The following is an 18,406-nucleotide window of genomic DNA, read 5'->3' on the forward strand; positions in this document are numbered from 1 at the left end:
GATTTAAAACACCCGGAGCGACGCTTTTTAACGCTCTGTTACCCTGACTTTGCCTGAAAACAATGAATTATTATAACGAGGATATTATGCACATTACTTACGATCTCCCGGTGACCATTGAAGATATTCAGGACGCCAGAAAAAGACTGGCGGGAAAGATCTATAAAACCGGTATGCCGCGCTCAAATTATCTGAGCGAACGGTGTAAGGGTGAGATATTCCTGAAATTTGAAAATATGCAGCGTACCGGTTCGTTTAAAATACGTGGGGCGTTTAATAAATTAAGCTCGCTGACCGATGCGGAAAAACGCAAGGGCGTGGTGGCCTGTTCCGCAGGGAACCACGCGCAGGGGGTCTCTCTCTCCTGCGCCATGCTCGGCATCGACGGCAAAGTAGTGATGCCGATGGGCGCGCCGAAATCCAAGGTTGCCGCCACGCGCGACTACTCTGCCGAAGTGGTGCTACACGGCGAGAACTTTAACGACACCATCGCCAAAGTGAGCGAAATAGTCGAGATGGAAGGGCGCATTTTTATCCCGCCTTACGACGATCCGAAAGTGATCGCCGGTCAGGGCACCATCGGCCTGGAGATCCTCGAAGATTTATATGACGTGGATAACGTGATTGTCCCCATCGGCGGCGGCGGTTTAATTGCCGGTATTGCGACAGCAATTAAATCCATCAACCCAACTATCAATATTATCGGCGTGCAGTCTGAAAACGTGCATGGAATGGCGGCATCGTATCAGGCCGGTGAAATAACGAACCACCGCATTACCGGCACATTAGCAGACGGTTGCGATGTGTCTCGCCCGGGTAATTTAACCTTCGAAATTGTTCGTGAATTAGTCGATGACATTGTGCTGGTCAGCGAAGACGAGATTCGCAACAGCATGATCGCGCTTATTCAGCGAAATAAAGTGGTCACGGAAGGTGCTGGCGCACTGGCGTGCGCGGCGTTATTAAGCGGCAAGCTGGACCACTATATCCAGGGCCGTAAAACCGTCTGCATTATTTCCGGCGGCAATATCGATCTCTCCCGTGTTTCCCAAATTACCGGCTTCGTTGACGCATAAAGGATGACTTATGAGCAACACAGAAAGCATTATCGTTGGCCAGACAAAAACGTCCTCCTGGCGTAAATCTGATACCACCTGGACGCTCGGCCTGTTTGGTACCGCCATTGGCGCAGGCGTGCTGTTCTTCCCTATCCGTGCAGGCTTTGGCGGCTTGATCCCCATCCTGCTGATGCTGGTACTCGCGTTCCCGATTGCCTTTTACTGCCACCGCGCGCTGGCGCGTCTGTGTTTGTCCGGCAGTAACGTCTCCGGCAACATCACCGAAACGGTGGAGGAGCATTTTGGTAAGACCGGCGGGGTGGTAATCACCTTCCTCTACTTCTTTGCCATTTGCCCGCTGCTGTGGATTTACGGCGTCACCATTACCAACACCTTTATGACCTTCTGGGAAAACCAGCTCCAGATGCCCGCCCTGAACCGCGGCGTGGTGGCGCTGTTCCTGCTGCTGCTGATGGCCTTTGTTATCTGGTTCGGTAAAGACCTGATGGTGAAAGTGATGAGCTACCTGGTGTTCCCGTTCATCGCCAGCCTGGTGTTGATTTCTCTCTCGCTGATCCCGTACTGGAACTCGGCGGTGATCGACCAGGTTAACCTGAGCGATATCGCCTTCACCGGTCATGACGGCATTCTGGTCACGGTGTGGCTGGGGATCTCCATCATGGTCTTCTCCTTCAACTTCTCGCCTATCGTCTCCTCGTTTGTGGTCTCCAAGCGCGAAGAGTACGAACCGGAGTTCGGGAAAGAGTTTACCGAGCAGAAATGTTCCAAAATCATCGGTCGCGCCAGCCTGCTGATGGTGGCGGTGGTGATGTTCTTCGCCTTTAGCTGCCTGTTTACACTCTCTCCGCAGAACATGGCGGACGCCAAAGCGCAGAACATTCCGGTGCTCTCTTACCTGGCGAACCACTTCGCGTCGATGTCAGGCAGTAAATCCACGTTCGCCACCGTGCTGGAGTACGGCGCGTCCATCATCGCGCTGGTCGCTATCTTTAAATCCTTCTTCGGCCACTATCTGGGCACGCTGGAGGGGCTGAACGGCCTGATCATCAAGTTCGGCTACAAGGGCGACAAGAAGAACGTCTCCGTCGGCAAGCTGAACACCATCAGCATGGTCTTCATCATGGGCTCCACCTGGATTGTGGCCTACGCCAACCCGAACATTCTGGACCTCATTGAAGCCATGGGCGCGCCAATTATCGCCTCTCTGCTGTGCCTGCTGCCGATGTACGCCATCCGCAAGGCACCGGCGCTGGCGAAATACAAAGGCCGGACCGAGAACATCTTCGTAACCGTGGTCGGCCTGCTGACCATTCTGAACATCGTGTACAAACTGTTTTAAACCAAAGCTCAGGAAGAGCGGAGCCATACCATGATTGAGTTTCCGGTAGTACTGGTCATTAACTGCGGATCGTCCTCTGTTAAGTTCTCGGTGCTGGACGCCGCAAGCTGCGATGCCCTGATGACGGGCATTGCGGACGGCATCAACACAGAAAAAGCCTTTATTTCCGTGAATGGGGGTGAGCCGGTCAGACTGGCTCACCAGGACTACGAAGGGGCGCTGGCTGCCATCGCCCTGGAGCTGGAGAAACGCAACCTGATGGGCAGCGTGGCTTTGATTGGCCATCGCATTGCCCACGGCGGTGACCTCTTCAGCGAGTCGACCCTGATCACGGAAGAGGTGATGGCGCAGATCCGCCAGGTCTCCCCGCTGGCGCCGCTGCATAACTACGCCAACCTGAGCGGCGTGGAAGCCGCCGAGCGCCTGTTCCCCGGCGTGCAGCAGGTGGCGGTATTTGATACCAGCTTCCACCAGACCATGCCGCCGCAGGCGTATCTGTACGGCTTGCCGTACCGCTATTTTGAAGAGCTGGGCGTGCGCCGCTACGGTTTCCATGGCACCTCTCACCGCTATGTGTCGGCGCAGGCGCACGCGCTTTTCGGGCTCTCTCCCGATGACAGCGGCCTGGTGATTGCCCATCTCGGCAACGGGGCGTCCATCTGCGCGGTGCGTAACGGCGTAAGCGTGGACACGTCCATGGGGATGACGCCGCTTGAAGGACTAGTGATGGGCACGCGCTGCGGAGACGTGGATTTTGGCGCGATGGCGTGGATTGCCCGGCAGACCGGCCAGTCGTTCGAGGATCTGGAGCGCGTGGTCAACAAAGAGTCCGGGCTGCTGGGGATCTCCGGTATCTCCTCCGATTTGCGCGCGCTGGAGAAAGCCTGGCATGACGGCAACGAGCGGGCGCGGCTGGCAATAAAGACCTTTGTCCACCGGATTGCGCGGCATATCGCCGGTCATGCCGCGTCCCTGCACCGTCTGGATGGCGTGGTGTTTACCGGCGGGATCGGTGAGAACTCCGTGCTTATCCGCGCGCTGGTGGCGGAGCATCTGAAGGTGTTTGGCATCATCCTCGACGAGTCCAAAAATGCCCTGCCGGGCAGCGCGGGCGAGCGCGTGATCTCCACCGAGTCGTCCCGCGCGGCCTGCGCGGTGATCCCTACCAATGAAGAAAAAATGATCGCGCTGGACGCCCTCCGTCTTGGGAAGGTTACTCCGGCTGCGGCTTACGCCTGATAAAGCGAGAATCTGATGAAAGTAACAATCGATACGGGCGTCGCGCCTTACAGCGACGCATGGGCCGGGTTTCGTGGTGAAGAATGGAAAAACGCCATCAACGTGCGCGATTTTATTCAGCATAACTACACCCCTTATGAAGGCGATGAAGCTTTCCTCGCGCAGGCGACGCCAGCAACGACGGCGCTGTGGCAGAAGGTGATGGTCGGCATTCGTCAGGAGAATGCCACCCACGCTCCGGTGGATTTCGACACCAACATCGCCACTACCATTACCGCGCACGGGCCGGGCTATATTGATCAGGAGCTGGAGACGATCGTCGGCCTGCAAACCGACAAGCCGCTCAAGCGCGCCCTGCATCCGTACGGCGGGATCAACATGATCCGCAGCTCGTTCGAAGCCTACGGTCGCGAGATGGATCCGCAGTTTGAATATCTCTTTACCGACCTGCGCAAAACCCACAACCAGGGCGTGTTTGACGTTTACTCCCCGGAGATGATGCGCTGCCGCAAATCGGGGGTGCTGACCGGTCTGCCGGACGGCTACGGGCGCGGACGCATCATCGGCGACTACCGCCGCGTGGCGCTGTACGGCATCAGCTATCTGGTGCGCGAGCGTGAACTTCAGTTCGCCGATCTCCAGGGGAAACTGGAGCGCGGCGAAGATCTGGAGGCGACGATCCGCCTGCGCGAAGAGCTGGCGGAACACAAGCGCGCGCTGCTGCAGATCCAGCAGATGGCGGCGAACTATGGGTTTGATATATCACGTCCGGCGATGAACGCCCAGGAAGCGGTGCAGTGGCTCTATTTTGCCTACCTGGCGGCGGTGAAATCCCAGAACGGCGGAGCCATGTCGCTGGGGCGCACGGCCTCGTTCCTCGATATCTACATCGAACGCGACATGCAGGCTGGGCGGCTGAATGAGGTGCAGGCCCAGGAGCTGATCGACCACTTCATCATGAAGATCCGCATGGTGCGCTTCCTGCGCACGCCGGAGTTCGACACGCTCTTCTCCGGCGATCCGATCTGGGCCACGGAAGTGATTGGCGGCATGGGGCTGGACGGGCGCACGCTGGTGACTAAAAACAGCTTCCGCTACCTGCATAGCCTGCACACCATGGGGCCTGCGCCGGAGCCAAACCTGACGATCCTCTGGTCCGAAAAACTGCCGATCGCGTTCAAGAAATACGCCGCGCAGGTGTCGATCGTCACCTCCTCGCTGCAATACGAGAACGACGATCTGATGCGCACCGACTTCAACAGCGACGACTACGCCATTGCCTGCTGCGTCAGCCCGATGGTGATCGGCAAGCAGATGCAGTTCTTCGGCGCACGCGCCAACCTGGCGAAAACGCTGCTGTACGCAATCAACGGCGGGGTGGATGAGAAGCTGAAGATCCAGGTCGGTCCGAAAACCGAGCCGCTGCTGGATGAGGTACTGGATTACGACACCGTAATGGCGAGCCTCGATCACTTCATGGACTGGCTGGCGGTACAGTACATCAGCGCGCTGAATCTCATTCACTATATGCATGATAAATACAGCTACGAAGCCTCGCTGATGGCGCTGCACGACCGGGACGTCTACCGCACCATGGCCTGCGGCATTGCCGGGCTGTCGGTGGCGGCGGATTCCCTGTCGGCCATCAAATACGCCACGGTAAAACCGGTACGCGACCACACTGGTCTGGCGGTCGATTTCATCATCGAAGGCGACTATCCGCAGTACGGCAACAACGACGATCGCGTGGACAGTATCGCCTGCGATCTGGTTGAGCGCTTTATGAAGAAAATCCAGGCGCTGCCGACGTACCGCAACGCGGTACCGACGCAGTCGATCCTGACCATCACCTCCAATGTGGTTTACGGCCAGAAGACCGGCAACACGCCGGACGGACGTCGCGGCGGCACGCCGTTTGCGCCTGGCGCCAACCCGATGCACGGGCGCGACAGAAAAGGGGCGGTGGCGTCGTTAACCTCGGTCGCCAAGCTGCCGTTCACCTATGCCAAAGACGGGATTTCCTACACCTTCTCCATCGTGCCGCAGGCACTGGGCAAGGACGAGCCGGTGCGCAAAACCAACCTTGTCGGGCTGCTGGACGGATACTTCCACCACGAAGCGACCATTGAGGGCGGTCAGCACCTGAACGTCAACGTGATGAACAGGGAGATGCTGCTGGATGCCATCGCCCATCCGGAGAATTATCCGAACCTGACGATCCGCGTTTCAGGCTATGCGGTGCGGTTTAATGCTCTGACGCGCGAGCAGCAGCAGGATGTGATTTCGAGGACGTTTACGCAGGCGATGTAAATAAGAAATAGGGTTGACAGCCCCCTTTGTTAAAAGGGGGCTTTTTTCATTCCAGCAGGGCGCTGGCCTCATCGAAGCGGGCAAATCACTTCATGGAGGATTCTTCATCAAACTGTTGGTTTGCGTATCCGGAATAGAAATGGAGCCCTTTATGGCCGTCATAACGAACCGGACGAATAATCTGGTTCACCTTTACCAGTAAGGGGGTAAGCCTTTGGTTCTCATCTCACCCAGACCCGGAGGAAGCTCACCGGCTTTCAGAATTACCCCGTTGTTATAAGAGAGCAGGCCGATTTCCGGTGTTTTCACCAGACGCCGCGCGACGGCGTCTTCCCCTCCGAGCTTTTCCAGCCATGGCGTGCCCAGAATGGTTTACCAGCAGGCACCTTTGAGGCCTTCGACCGCTTCCCCGCAGGGGTACCCAGCGAATCCACCATCACGCCGGAAAAACGCTGAGCCAGGGCATATTCATAAGGGAACATCTGTTCAAAGGCGTAGGGCAGAACGAACGACAGCTCAGCACAGCCGCTTTCCACTTCGAAGGTGTCGCACAGCCAAAGCAGCCAGTTTTCATACCGTTCCTTACCGTCCGGCTCTTTCAGCAGGGAAAGGGGGAAAGCGAGTTTTATGACTGAGCGATCATTTTCGTTATGGAATATTCGTTTCCCCATGATAAGAATTTCGTAAGCCGGTGCCAGATATGACTCAGTTGCAGAACTCAGTACCCAGTCAAAAATTTCCTCAGGCGTGGAGTTTAGAATAGCCTGCTTCTGTCTGGCATAATTGTTTTCGGTGATTCTGGTCCATTTCTTTACCGGCAGCGTTTTCCTGAGATACGGCTTAAATTCCCCGTAATAACGATCGACACACTCCACCATTTTTCGGCGAACCTCCGGCGTATGGCCGTTTTTAACGAACACGGTGATTATCAACCCGAGGTTCACCGCCGGGCTGCCGTACTTGTATTTTACCGATGCTTCAGGAAGCCACTTTTCGACCAGATCCTTTAACATCATCACTCCTTATTACGGGGCTACCGCCACGGTGGTTCCTGCGCCGAGGATCGCCGCCAGCGTCCCCCAGGCGCTTATCGCCAGGCGTACAATCAGTAAAAACGCGCCGATAATGGCTTCAGGAATGCCCAGCGCCCCACGCCGACCGCCACCAGAATAACCGCTATGGCGGTTGCCGCATCGGTCAGCACCTGTACCCAGTCCACCCGGTTTAACATCTCCAGCGTCATATCCGTCGCCTGCTGGATCTCCCGCCAGGCGGTGCGCATTTGTAGCGGTAGTGTTCGCCCGTCGTCACCGCATCACTGCGCACGCTGACCGTCGCATCCATCGGCGTGGTGGCAGTCCGGTAGTTGTAATCCCGTGTGGCGACGGTGCCGGTGACAATCCTGTGCCAGGTCCGCACATCCCAGACCGATTCTGCCGCCCCGTCAAATAGACCCGACGGCTCGCGGTACGGCAGGCACACATCAAACCGGTAGTTAAGCTGGCTGTCGGCAAAAAAGTATGTATCTAGACCGCGCACATCATCCATCTCCGTACGCCAGTAAATCCCCACCTCTGACAGAATGCGCTGGATAAACTGTAAATCCGTCTCCCGCCACTGGGTTATCAGCTCCCGCGCCGGATAGCTGCGCTCCAGCCGGAATTCAAAATCAGGTCCCTCCAGCCCGTGTCTGCGCAGAACCTGCTCCACCACCTCCGGCACGGACTGGTTCTGAAATACGGCGCACTGCCGGGTGTATCCCAGCAGCGCCAGGCTGGAACTGAGCATCTTCATCCATGAGCATATTGAGCGTCACGCTGCCACCGGGCATCACCGGCAGTTCTTTTGACGCCAGCACCTCGTCCTTTAGGACCGTATCGGCCTAGCGCAGAAGTGTCTGGTAATTGGCGGCATCAACCACTTTACGCCCCCTGAGCTGCAAGACTCTCACCATCGTCGCCAGCGGCATTAATAGTAATGCGGGCGAAAATAAAGGGATAAATAATTGTGGAGGCAGTAAAAAATGAATTACCGCCTCTTAATAGAACTGACAATATGTTCTGCCAGTTTTTCCAACTCATCCTTGTCCATTGGCGGGTTACCTCTCGCCTGTCGACTGTCCTGCATCACGTAGAGTAATAAATCTGGCTTCAGATTTCTGGCTTGTCGATCTCCCTGTACATAAGCAACATAGCCGTAATTGAGTCCACCGTCTTTGTAGACAGATTTCACAAATGTACCAACCCCCTTACGTCCATCCATTTCTATTGAACGCCACTTTGGTTTTATCAGCTCTTTTGAAACTGCTGACCACTGGTATTGCCAGTTCCAGAGCCAGATTACATAATCTTTTTCATTCAGGTCATCTTCTTTTCCCGCCTTTGGCTTCATCCCCAGATCCTGAAAAAATATGGTCACATCCGGGTGATTTTGAAGCCGGTATGTTATCCCAATATTACGAGGCTCATGACCGGAATCACCCGCGATAAAGCCGTAGGGAAGGCAAAACCCTTGCTCTGTTGGGACTTCGTATAACTTACGTGGTCTGAAACGATTTAGAAGAGAAAGAACTTCAGGTTCGGATTTCCGCACCTGCATCTCAGTAGTCTGGGATTTTTCTCCTGAATCTTTGGCATTCCTCCCCCAAAAATGATACAGGCGCTTTCCGCTATTTATGTAAACCGTATATCCTCTGTAGTCATAATTCACGAAAGCATTAGGATAATCTTTTAAGATGTATTCATGCTTCCTGTTAAACTCCGCCTTTGTTTCCATTGGCTTATTAAGTAACTTTAAATCACGCTCTTCATATTTCCTGGCAACTTCAATACCGAAATTTATACTATCAGCAACTCTTTCTTTATACGCAGAGAAATCAACCGGAGTTTTCTCTTCAGAGGAAACATCCAACTCATAATTACCGTAATAAAGCGAAGAAAATTGCGCTTGAATAGAATCTGCTTTTGCTCTGTTATATTTATCACCAAATGTTATACCATTACGTGCATATCGACTGGTAATAAAAAAGCCATTACCTTCTGGTTGTTCCTCCGGATTAGTAAATCCTTCTATAGGATATAATCCCACATCCAATCCATCAGGTAGTTGCATCTGATAATAACTTACACACTCGCTATTCCATTTCTGGGAAAATGTCACAGGTGAAACAAGAAAACCACCCCATAAAATTAACAATGGAAATTTTTTCATAACTAGCTTTCCAGTGAATCCCTTATATTATCGTTATTTGCAATTTGAACTTCATCATCTGCCTGTATAGAATTACTGGCAATCAACCGCGTATTATAAGGAATTAAGTTGTTTTCACCTTCCGACCAGTAAATAGGAAGTGCAGTTATAAAGCCTTTTATATTATTTAAATTGTAATTATATAATGAATATTCTTTCCAAAACGAAAAAGAAAACGGCATACTACCTTCGTTAGAAAGGACGTCTCGTGAATTAGCTGCTGCTACAGGCCATAACGATGCCCTCATCTTTACTCCCTGCTCGCTATTTTCTTTCCTGTAATTGCCATCATCAGATTCATCTTTTATGAAATCATTTCGTGGGATAAAATTAAATACACTCTCATAAATTATTGCGTTTTCCCTCGCCAGAGCCTGAATCTTCTCTCAACTGGCTTTTAGTGCTGGCTTATCCAGCGCTTCTGCACATTCCCCAGCCGCACTCCCCAGCCATTTACGCCACGCCTTTTGCCGCAACTTACGAGCAAAATTACGGTAGGGAACTGTAGTTCCACTGCCATCCAGATCGGTATAGCCATGTTCAGTATCCGATATCAGTACCGCCAGCTCAGAGTCCCTGTCACCCAACAGACTTCTGTCATTAATATTCGCGCTCCCCACCAGCACATAGCGGTCGTCCACAATCGTCAGTTTACTGTGTACATAAATCTGCTCTGTCACCGCCATTCCGTTTAGTTCATCATGGTCACGCAGATTTAATAACGTCACGTATTGATCGCATACTTCAAGTGGAATACTGGTATATTCCGTTCCACATAGCTCTTCTAGTTTCTCTATTTTCCTGCTCCATTCTTTGCGGGGTACCGCCTGCACTTCAAGTTGTTGCTTCACCCACAAACTACGGCGGATGCGGTTCAGCAGACTGTGAGAACCAAATACCAGTGACTGCCGGGTCAGATGAATTTGCGCCACGATAGCCGGGTCATCAAGCCGCCCTTCCGGATATACAGGCAGTACGATATAGACATGAAACGGTTGCGCAACATGACTAAAAATCGCACGCTTAATTCTGTCCCCCAGCCATTCCGCTACCGGGTTTTGCGGCATTTCATCGTCCGGCAATAGCCGGGTTGCCCAAGCACTCAGGGTAGGGGTAATACTTTTTGCCACTGGACTCAAGGGTTCATTTTCACCAATAGATGATTTCTCAAATGCCGACACAAAAAACTGATTCTCTATATAAATATAATGCTCCGCCTTACTGATGAGCAGATGGAGACTGCGCAGGATATCATCCTGTTTCAGTCGCGCTTTCGGCGCAATTTCCGGCATATTTTTATGTTCATCAAGTCGCATACTCAATGAGGCACTGCGCAATAGCTGTATCTGACAGCTTCCCTTTTTTATGGATGGTACTGCAGGGATATCAAGTTCAGGTACACGGGTCTGTAGAGGATTGTCAGGCCAGCGGTGTGAATAACTGTTCCAGCGCAGTACAAAGTTTCTGACCAGATCATCCACCGCAGGCCCCTCAATTTGTACCTGATAATCCTGCCAGGGCATCCGGGGTTGTATTGTCGGATCCAGATAAACGCTGTCCTTCGAACTCCCTTGAGACTGCCAGAGTTCATGTTTTAAAACTGTATCAATAATGTGCTGAACGCTGTCCGTCTGTCGTTTTTCCGCTCGTTTAATCTCACCCTGTAGCTGTTCCTGCGAATATTTCCCTACTGGAATAACATATTCGTTCATCGGGTCATAACCTGGACGATGAACAATGGGTGGAATACAGGAATTGTACATATTTATGCCCTGTCGTCCGTCTGCGTTTGCCTGCAGACCATAATGGTCATCATAGCGTCCATAGGCCAGGTCAATTCCGCCGACAAATGCCAGTTTTTCATCGACAATCACGCATTTCTGATGATGCGAAAACATCACTCCGGATTTAGATCCCGCACGCTGAACATAAAAAGCCTGTCGTCCGAGATGGGTATTCATCGCAGCAAATACCCGTTCCGTTGCCGCAGCATACGTCTCAACCTGCGCCGGGTTCTCCCACGGCATAATATAAACCTGTAAACCCGAAGTTGTCTGTACAGACTCCAGCAGGGTATCAACCAGCCGTATCCCCTCCGCCAGTTGGGCGTCCCAGTTCACCTGCCAGCCAGTAATAAAAATGCACTTTTTTGCCTGCTTAAAAGCTGCCAGAAGCGCAGAAAAATACTCCTTTCCACCAAGGAAAGCCTGCACGACATTGCCCTCTGTATACTCAGCAAAATTCTCTGACTGCCTTTCCGGACCACTGGTGTAATGTACCCAATGATTATGAGTAGCCGTTGCGGTGTAGCTTTCTTCACTTTTGTCATCAAAATAAACACTGCACCGGTTCATACCGTCGTCAAGTTTAAGCGACACCATTTTATTTACTCTCCCTGAGTGACTCTAGCATTACTCCGCTCACCTGCTGCTCGGTCTTTATACACTGTTTCAGTTTTTCGCCCGGAAGTATATTTCCGGAAATACGGTTAAAGATACGATGGAATCCCATCGTATCCTGCGCACAAAAATCTTTTACATCCTCATCAGTGGCAGCAGGAATCACATTGAAATAGAGACGGTGGGCCCGATGACCGACAACCAGCCATAACTGGTTTGCATATTGTTTCGCCAGTTCAGTTAGTTGATATTGCTGGTCTTCTGACTGTAATACTTGCCCCTCCGAATCAGATTGTCCATTCATCAGTACCTCATCCGTTGTAACGGCCTGCATATAAGAATCTGCCAGAACAATCTGCCATTTACAGCCAGGCTGAACTACCCCATTGATTCCTGGAGCGTCTGAAATACGGAGCACAGGTTTCAGCTTTGTCTTATCCTGTTCTTGTGGCTTGTCCTGTTCCTGCGAAGCTCCCGCTGGCGGGTTTGCAAGCCGGGAGGTAAACAGGTCGACCAGGGGCATTAAAGGCAAATTTAATGGCAATGAAGCTGGTCCGGTTTTCATCGTTCTTCTCACCCGGCGCAGGTAGGTCGCTGTCGTACCATACTCCACCTTCCCGGCCTCCAGCCGCAGGTAGCTCCCGCCCCCGATGAGCGTGATGCGCTTCTTGCCCGCAAACGTGATGTCACTCGCAGACGACAGGGTGAGCTTCTTCTCCGCGAACAGCTGCATTCTCCCGTTCTGCGCCTGCATCTCCACCGGGCCTTCACTGGCTTTCAGGCTCAGCTGGCCCGTTCTGGCAAACAGCCCGAGTTCTTCACCCGCCAGCGCCGTCATGTTGCCCATGACACCGGCACTGATATCCCCTCCGGCGTTAACGGCGACGTTTTTTGTGGCTGTCATCTGCATGTGCTCCCCGCTGGTCACGGCAACGCCTTCCGGGGCAGAGAACAGCAGGGTTTCGTTAAGGGGCTTCAGGCGCTGCTCAAACATCTGTATCTGGCTGTCGATATCCGCCTTCAGCGCCTGCGCCTGCTCTGCCGCCATCTCCAGCTGTTGAAGCTGTTTCAGGCAGACGTCGATCTCCCTGAGTGCCGTGCTCATCTCCAGCACCCCGCCTGCGGCCTTCTGCTGCCCGTCCGCGGTGACAAACAGCCCCTTTGCGACGCGAATAACGCCGTGCTCATCGGTCCGGAGTTCAAAGCCTTTGCCCCGGGGCTGCTCCTGCGCGTCCACCAGATGCCCGCTGTTCAGCTGCGTTTTGCCGTACTCCGTGGCGAGCTTGATGTGCTCCTCCCCGCGCTTATCCTCCATCCGCAGCTTGTTGTTGGCGGGCGTGCGCAGCACGTTGCGGGTGTGGTTGTCGCGGGAGACAGGGTCCGGATGTTCAGAATCGTGCAGGGCATATGCGATATACGGCAGGTCAATATCACCGTTGCTGTATGCTATCGCCACTTCGGTCCCGTCGGTGAGCGGCGTGTGCCAGCCCAGCGTGTCACCGGCATACGGTTTCGCCATCCGCAGCCACAGGTAGCTGTAACCGGCTTCCGTCCCCTCCCGGTCGAAGTCGAGCTTCACCCGATAGCGGCCCTGCTCGTCAAGGTGAGCGTAAATATCATTTTTCTCCCGGCTCTCGACCCGGGCCGGAAGCGTGCCGTGGATTTCCGGACGCGGGATGTCCGCAGGGCGGAAACAGTACCGTTCGGTGTAAGGCATGCCCCATAGCGACACGTGCAGGCGGGAATCCCGCGCTCCCCGGAAGGTCACCAGCGTGAGGATGACCCCCTCTTTCAGGGCATCAATGACATCGCCCTGCGGCTCCAGCACCTGCCCGGGCGCGAGATGTGAAGCGTTGCTGAACAGGTGAATGCGGGCTGATTTGTTGAGTTCCCGCTCGTGGTGGATGCGGGCATAAAAGGCCCCGGATTCGGTTTCCGGCTCAGGGCTGGTGTCGTCACCTGCGTCACGGTAAGGCGCTGCGTAGCGGTAATGTTCCCCGGTGGTGACCCCATCATGACGCACGCTGACCGTCGCATCCATCGGTGTGGCCGCTGTCCGGTAGTTGTAATCCCGCGTGGCGACGGTGCCGGTGGCAACCCTGTGCCAGGTCCGCACATCCCAGACCGATTCCGCCGCGCCGTCAAACAGGCCCGATGGCTCGCGGTATGGCAGGCGCACGTCAAACCGGTAGTTAAGCTGGCTGTCGGCAAATATGTACGTATCCAGACCGCGCACATCATCCATCTCCGTGCGCCAGTAAATCCCCACCTCTGACAGAATGCGCTGGATAAACTGTAAATCCGTCTCCCGCCACTGGGTGATAAGTTCACGCGCCGGATAGCTGCGATCCAGACGAAACTCAAAGTCCGGCCCTTCCAGCCCGTGCTGACGCAGAACCTGCTCCACCACCTCCGGTACTGCCTGGTGCTGGAAAATGCGGTACTGGCGGGTGCGGCTAAGCAGCGCCAGACGGGAACTCAGCTCCACCCGGTAATGCGACTGGTCGGCAGTGGTGGAAAGCCACTCCAGACGGGTGATGATGCCGTGCACTGCCTTCCCGCTGCGCATGCGCAGGGTGGCGTACTTCATCAGTACCTCTTCGGGGGTGAGGTTATCCTGCGGTGTGGTGAAGTCGATGGTCCATCGGAAGGGCTCGCTGAGCGCCTCGCGGCCCTTAAACCGCAGCACGTCGGGCGTGACGCGGGAGTCCGTAATGTCCAGGGTGTAACGGGTCTGTCCGTCGAAGAGCGCCAGCCAGTTATCCATAACAAAGACCTTTATCTTACTGTGGATAATAAACGACGCGATAGTTACATAACGCAAATTTGTTGTAAATAACGTAATTTTTTAAAAGGGGGACCTTTTTGCTGCGCAAATAAGAAGGAACAATTCACCATATGAATATTTGAAGTTGAGAATATTCAAACTGGCATCTCTCTATCCGCGCTTGATTGGATATATGGATGTACTGACTAAGTTGACAATATAAGCAAAGCAGTAACTATATAGTTAATGCGAATGTAGAGCGATTTTCTTCAGGATCAGATGCGAGATATTTGTAGGTTGATCGCCGTCACTTTTAGAAAAATGATGCCCAAATAACTCCGACATAAGAAAACTTTCCTCCAAACGCAGAAAAGCCTCATTAAACTTGTGACTTTTTTCTCCCGCTCTCCGGATATGATCTCCCCATATCAATAACTCACACCTGCACCTTCTGACTCGCAATCGCTGGCGATCGGAATCTTATAAAAACAACCAGTTACCCTACAAAATAAGCGAGTGCCCAATGAATATGGCAACAAACAGCAGTGTGATTGTGAGTGATTCCCCTGCGGCAAGGCGGGCGGGAATGAGCGAAAGCGAATGGCGAGAGGCGATCAAATTTGACAGCACCGATACGGGCTGGGTCATCATGAGTATCGGGATGGCTATCGGCGCGGGCATCGTTTTTCTTCCGGTGCAGGTCGGGTTAATGGGGCTGTGGGTGTTTTTACTCTCGTCGATAATTGGTTATCCGGCTATGTACCTGTTCCAGCGCCTGTTTATTAATACGCTGGCGGAATCACCGGAATGCAAAGATTACCCGAGCGTCATTAGCGGTTATTTAGGTAAAAACTGGGGCATCTTATTGGGTGCGCTTTATTTCGTGATGCTGGTGATCTGGATGTTTGTCTATTCCACGGCTATCACCAACGACAGCGCCTCCTATTTGCACACCTTCGGCGTAACCGACGGTTTGCTGTCGGAAAATCCGTTCTACGGCTTATTCCTGATCTGCATTCTGGTCGCCATCTCGTCGCGCGGAGAAAAACTGCTGTTTAAAGTCTCCAGCCTGATGGTGCTGACCAAATTATTTGTAGTGGCGGCGCTGGGTCTTTCGATGATTGGCCTCTGGCATTTAGCCAACGTCGGTATGCTGCCGCCGATGGGGCTGCTGATTAAAAACGCCATTATTACGCTGCCTTTCACCTTAACCTCCATTCTGTTTATTCAGACTTTAAGCCCGATGGTGATTTCCTATCGTTCACGGGAAAAATCCGTAGAGGTGGCGCGTCATAAAGCGCTGCGGGCAATGAATATCGCCTTTGGCGTGCTGTTTGTGACGGTCTTTTTCTACGCGGTCTCCTTCACGCTGGCGATGGGGCACGACGAGGCGGTAAAAGCCTACGAGCAGAATATTTCCGCCCTGGCAATCGCAGCACAGTTCATCAGCGGTGACGGTGCGGGCTGGGTCAAAATCGTCAGCGTGATCCTCAACATTTTCGCCGTGATGACCGCGTTCTTTGGCGTCTATCTCGGCTTTCGTGAGGCGACGCAGGGCATCGTGATGAACATCCTGCGCCGCAAAATGCCGGCGAAAAAAATCAATGAAAATGCCGTCCAGCGCGGAATTATGCTGTTCGCCATCCTGCTGGCCTGGAGCGCGATTGTATTAAACGCGCCGGTGCTGAGCTTCACCTCCATCTGTAGCCCTATTTTCGGGATGGTGGGCTGCTTAATTCCGGCGTGGCTGGTCTACAAAGTGCCCGCACTTCATAAATATAAAGGCGTATCGCTGGTAATTATCGTAATTACCGGGCTGCTGCTTTGTGTTTCTCCTTTCCTCGCCTTCTCATGAGGTTAAATAAGGTCGTAACGATGTCTGAGCAAATTAATCCTTTATGGAACCATTTTATTCGCGCCGTGCAGGAAGAGGTAAAGCCTGCGCTGGGCTGTACCGAACCCGTCTCGCTGGCGCTGGCGTGTGCGATGGCTGCCGGACAGCTTTCCGGTGAGGTAACGCGTATCGAGGCGTGGGTATCGCCGAACCTGATGAAAAACGGGCTTGGCGTAACGGTGCCCGGCACCGGTATGGTCGGTTTACCCATCGCGGCCGCGCTGGGGGCGACAGGCGGTAATGCACACGCCGGGCTGGAGGTGTTGAAAGACGCGTCGGCCGAGGCGCTAACGCGCGCCAAAGCACTGCTGAACGCGGGTCTGGTGCAGGTAAAATTGCAGGAGCCGTGCGATGAGATCCTTTATTCACGCGCCTGCGTTTACGCCGGTGAATCCTCGGCGATGGTGACCATCGCTGGCGGGCACACTCGCGTGGTGGAGGTAGTTTGTCAGGGCGAAACGTGCTTCAGGCTTGACGATCGTCAGAGCCAGAACAACGACGATCCGCTGGCGGTGCTCTCGACCACCACGCTGTCGCAGATCCTTGAGTTTGTGGAGCAGGTGCCGTTCGACGCGATCCGCTTTATCCTCGATGCGGGGCGGCTGAACGATGCGCTCTCCCGCGAAGGTTTGCGTGGCAACTGGGGGCTGCATATTGGCGCGACGCTCAATAAACAGCGCGCACGCGGCTGGATGGCGCAGGATCTGGGTTCAGACATTATTATCCGCACCAGCGCAGCCTCGGATGCCCGCATGGGAGGCGCGACGCTGCCAGCGATGAGCAACTCGGGTTCCGGGAATCAGGGCATCACCGCCACCATGCCGGTAGTGGTGGTGGCTGAGCACGTTCAGGCTGATGACGAACGGCTGGCGCGGGCGCTGATGCTCTCGCATCTGTCGGCTATCTATATCCATTACCAGCTTCCGCGCTTGTCCGCGTTGTGCGCGGCGACAACCGCCGGAATGGGGGCAGCGGCGGGGATGGCGTGGCTGATGGGCGGATCTTACCAGACCATTGCCATGGCGATCGGCAGTATGATCGGCGACGTGAGCGGGATGATCTGCGATGGGGCTTCTAACAGCTGTGCAATGAAGGTCTCGACCAGCGTCACCAGCGCCTGGAAAGCCGTGATGATGGCGCTGGATGATACTGCGGTGACGGGTAACGAGGGGATTGTGGCGCACGACGTGGAACAGTCGATCTCTAACCTGTGCGCCCTGGCGTGCCGCTCAATGCAGGCGACGGACCGGCAGATCATTGAGATTATGGCGAGTAAGGTGTTGTGATCTAATCCAATCCGTTACCCCTCACCCTAACCCTCTTCCATAGGGAGAGGGAACCGATCGAGCGAGGGGCGTGTTGATCTTAAACCGGCAAATCAATCAACAGCGCGCGCAGCGGCGTATCGGCAACCAGAGTGATATTCGCTTCGTCACGAATAAACGCCCCGTCACCGCAGGTGAGCGCTTCTTTCTCTTCCGTATGCGTGACCGCATGCACCGTTCCGTGAATGGACTGCAAATAGGCTCGCGGGCCATGAAGCTGGAAGCTCGCCTGTTCACCTTTTTTCAGTTCGATATGGTGCAGCCACACCTGCTGGCGTAACTGCAAGCTGCCTTTGCTGCCGTCTGGCGAGGCAATCAGCTGCTGTTGATCGCCCTTCAGATCGATCTTTTGCACCAGCGGATTTTCCCGCTCCGGACAGGCATCCAGCCACAGCTGCATGCGGGTCAGCGTTTTATCTTTGCTGAGGTTATGCTCGCTGTAGCTAATACCTGGCTGCGTGGAAATTAACAGCGCCTCGCCAGCCTTCGCCTGGACATGATTGCCCTCGCTATCGCGGTATTCTGCCTCGCCTTCCAGGATCAGGTTCAGGATATCGACTTTCGGGTACGTGCGCGGCTGGAAGGACGCGCCCGGGGCGAGCACTTCCTGATTCAATACACGCAGTGAAGCGTAACCGAGGAGTTTAGGGTCAAAGTAGTGTCCAAAGGAAAAGGTGTAGCGGGCCTGCAACCAACCGAAATCGGCTTGTCCGCACTGTTTCGCTGTTCTTGTCGTAATCATAAACTTGACCTCTCTTTACACTAAATCAATGGTAAAGGTATGGACGCTGCATTGTTAGCCAGA

General features: G+C 54.0%; 11 protein-coding genes and 4 pseudogenes. 6 read left to right on the forward strand and 9 right to left on the reverse strand.

Going from position 1 to position 18,406, the window contains the following annotated elements:
- Positions 1 to 86: 86 nt before the first annotated feature.
- The 4 genes from tdcB to pflB are packed head-to-tail and all read left to right on the forward strand — an operon-like array spanning position 87 to position 5,967.
- The gene (gene tdcB / locus CU081_RS07125) at positions 87 to 1,076 is read left to right on the forward strand and encodes a bifunctional threonine ammonia-lyase/L-serine ammonia-lyase TdcB (protein ID WP_022651901.1); all 990 of its coding nucleotides are present in this window, start codon (positions 87 to 89) and stop codon (positions 1,074 to 1,076) included.
- A 10-nt stretch (positions 1,077 to 1,086) separates the two neighbouring features.
- Positions 1,087 to 2,418 (forward strand): threonine/serine transporter TdcC, encoded by a 1,332-nt coding sequence (tdcC, locus tag CU081_RS07130; protein WP_003862666.1) that lies wholly within the window; start codon positions 1,087 to 1,089, stop codon positions 2,416 to 2,418.
- 30 nt (positions 2,419 to 2,448) lie between these two features.
- Positions 2,449 to 3,657 (forward strand): propionate kinase, encoded by a 1,209-nt coding sequence (gene tdcD / locus CU081_RS07135; RefSeq protein ID WP_022651900.1) that lies wholly within the window; start codon positions 2,449 to 2,451, stop codon positions 3,655 to 3,657.
- Positions 3,658 to 3,672: 15 nt separating this feature from the next.
- Positions 3,673 to 5,967, forward strand: coding sequence for a formate C-acetyltransferase (gene pflB, locus CU081_RS07140; RefSeq protein ID WP_022651899.1), 2,295 nt, complete (start codon positions 3,673 to 3,675; stop codon positions 5,965 to 5,967).
- An 88-nt stretch (positions 5,968 to 6,055) separates the two neighbouring features.
- Here the strand turns inward: pflB and CU081_RS26725 are convergent.
- From CU081_RS26725 to CU081_RS07175, 8 genes and pseudogenes are all read right to left on the reverse strand, one after another.
- A pseudogene (locus CU081_RS26725) lies at positions 6,056 to 6,983 on the reverse strand (DUF3396 domain-containing protein); the annotation flags it as partial.
- Between the two features lie 9 nt (positions 6,984 to 6,992).
- Positions 6,993 to 7,252, reverse strand: a pseudogene (locus tag CU081_RS07150) (VRR-NUC domain-containing protein); the annotation flags it as partial.
- A pseudogene (locus tag CU081_RS07155) lies at positions 7,252 to 7,752 on the reverse strand (contractile injection system protein, VgrG/Pvc8 family); the annotation flags it as partial. The pseudogenes CU081_RS07150 and CU081_RS07155, both read right to left, overlap by 1 nt.
- Positions 7,745 to 7,933: pseudogene (locus CU081_RS26470) on the reverse strand (type VI secretion lipoprotein TssJ); the annotation flags it as partial. The pseudogenes CU081_RS07155 and CU081_RS26470, both read right to left, overlap by 8 nt.
- Positions 7,934 to 7,995: 62 nt before the next feature.
- The gene (locus CU081_RS07165) at positions 7,996 to 9,177 is read right to left on the reverse strand and encodes a T6SS immunity protein Tli4 family protein (RefSeq protein ID WP_022651895.1); all 1,182 of its coding nucleotides are present in this window, start codon (positions 9,175 to 9,177) and stop codon (positions 7,996 to 7,998) included.
- Between the two features lie 2 nt (positions 9,178 to 9,179).
- Entirely contained in the window at positions 9,180 to 9,464 is a 285-nt protein-coding gene (locus CU081_RS26120) for a hypothetical protein (RefSeq protein ID WP_022651894.1), read from the reverse strand.
- Positions 9,465 to 9,602: 138 nt separating this feature from the next.
- Complete coding sequence (locus CU081_RS07170; protein WP_022651893.1) at positions 9,603 to 11,597, reverse strand: phospholipase D-like domain-containing protein; 1,995 nt, start codon at positions 11,595 to 11,597, stop codon at positions 9,603 to 9,605.
- Position 11,598: 1 nt separating this feature from the next.
- Entirely contained in the window at positions 11,599 to 14,382 is a 2,784-nt protein-coding gene (locus CU081_RS07175) for a type VI secretion system Vgr family protein (protein WP_022651892.1), read from the reverse strand.
- Positions 14,383 to 14,905: 523 nt separating this feature from the next.
- Between CU081_RS07175 and CU081_RS07180 the strand changes: the two genes are divergently transcribed.
- Entirely contained in the window at positions 14,906 to 16,237 is a 1,332-nt protein-coding gene (locus tag CU081_RS07180) for an amino acid permease (protein WP_039269105.1), read from the forward strand.
- A 20-nt stretch (positions 16,238 to 16,257) separates the two neighbouring features.
- Positions 16,258 to 17,562: an L-cysteine desulfidase family protein gene (locus tag CU081_RS07185; protein ID WP_022651889.1), complete on the forward strand. Its 1,305-nt coding sequence runs from the start codon at positions 16,258 to 16,260 to the stop codon at positions 17,560 to 17,562.
- Positions 17,563 to 17,641: 79 nt separating this feature from the next.
- Here CU081_RS07185 and CU081_RS07190 read toward each other — a convergent pair whose 3' ends face one another.
- Positions 17,642 to 18,343, reverse strand: a complete 702-nt coding sequence (locus tag CU081_RS07190) for a pirin family protein (RefSeq protein WP_003862658.1) — start codon at positions 18,341 to 18,343, stop codon at positions 17,642 to 17,644.
- Between the last annotated feature and the right edge of the window lie 63 nt (positions 18,344 to 18,406).

This window comes from Enterobacter sp. CRENT-193 (assembly GCF_002787395.1).
In the GTDB taxonomy this organism is placed as follows: domain Bacteria; phylum Pseudomonadota; class Gammaproteobacteria; order Enterobacterales; family Enterobacteriaceae; genus Enterobacter; species Enterobacter hormaechei_C.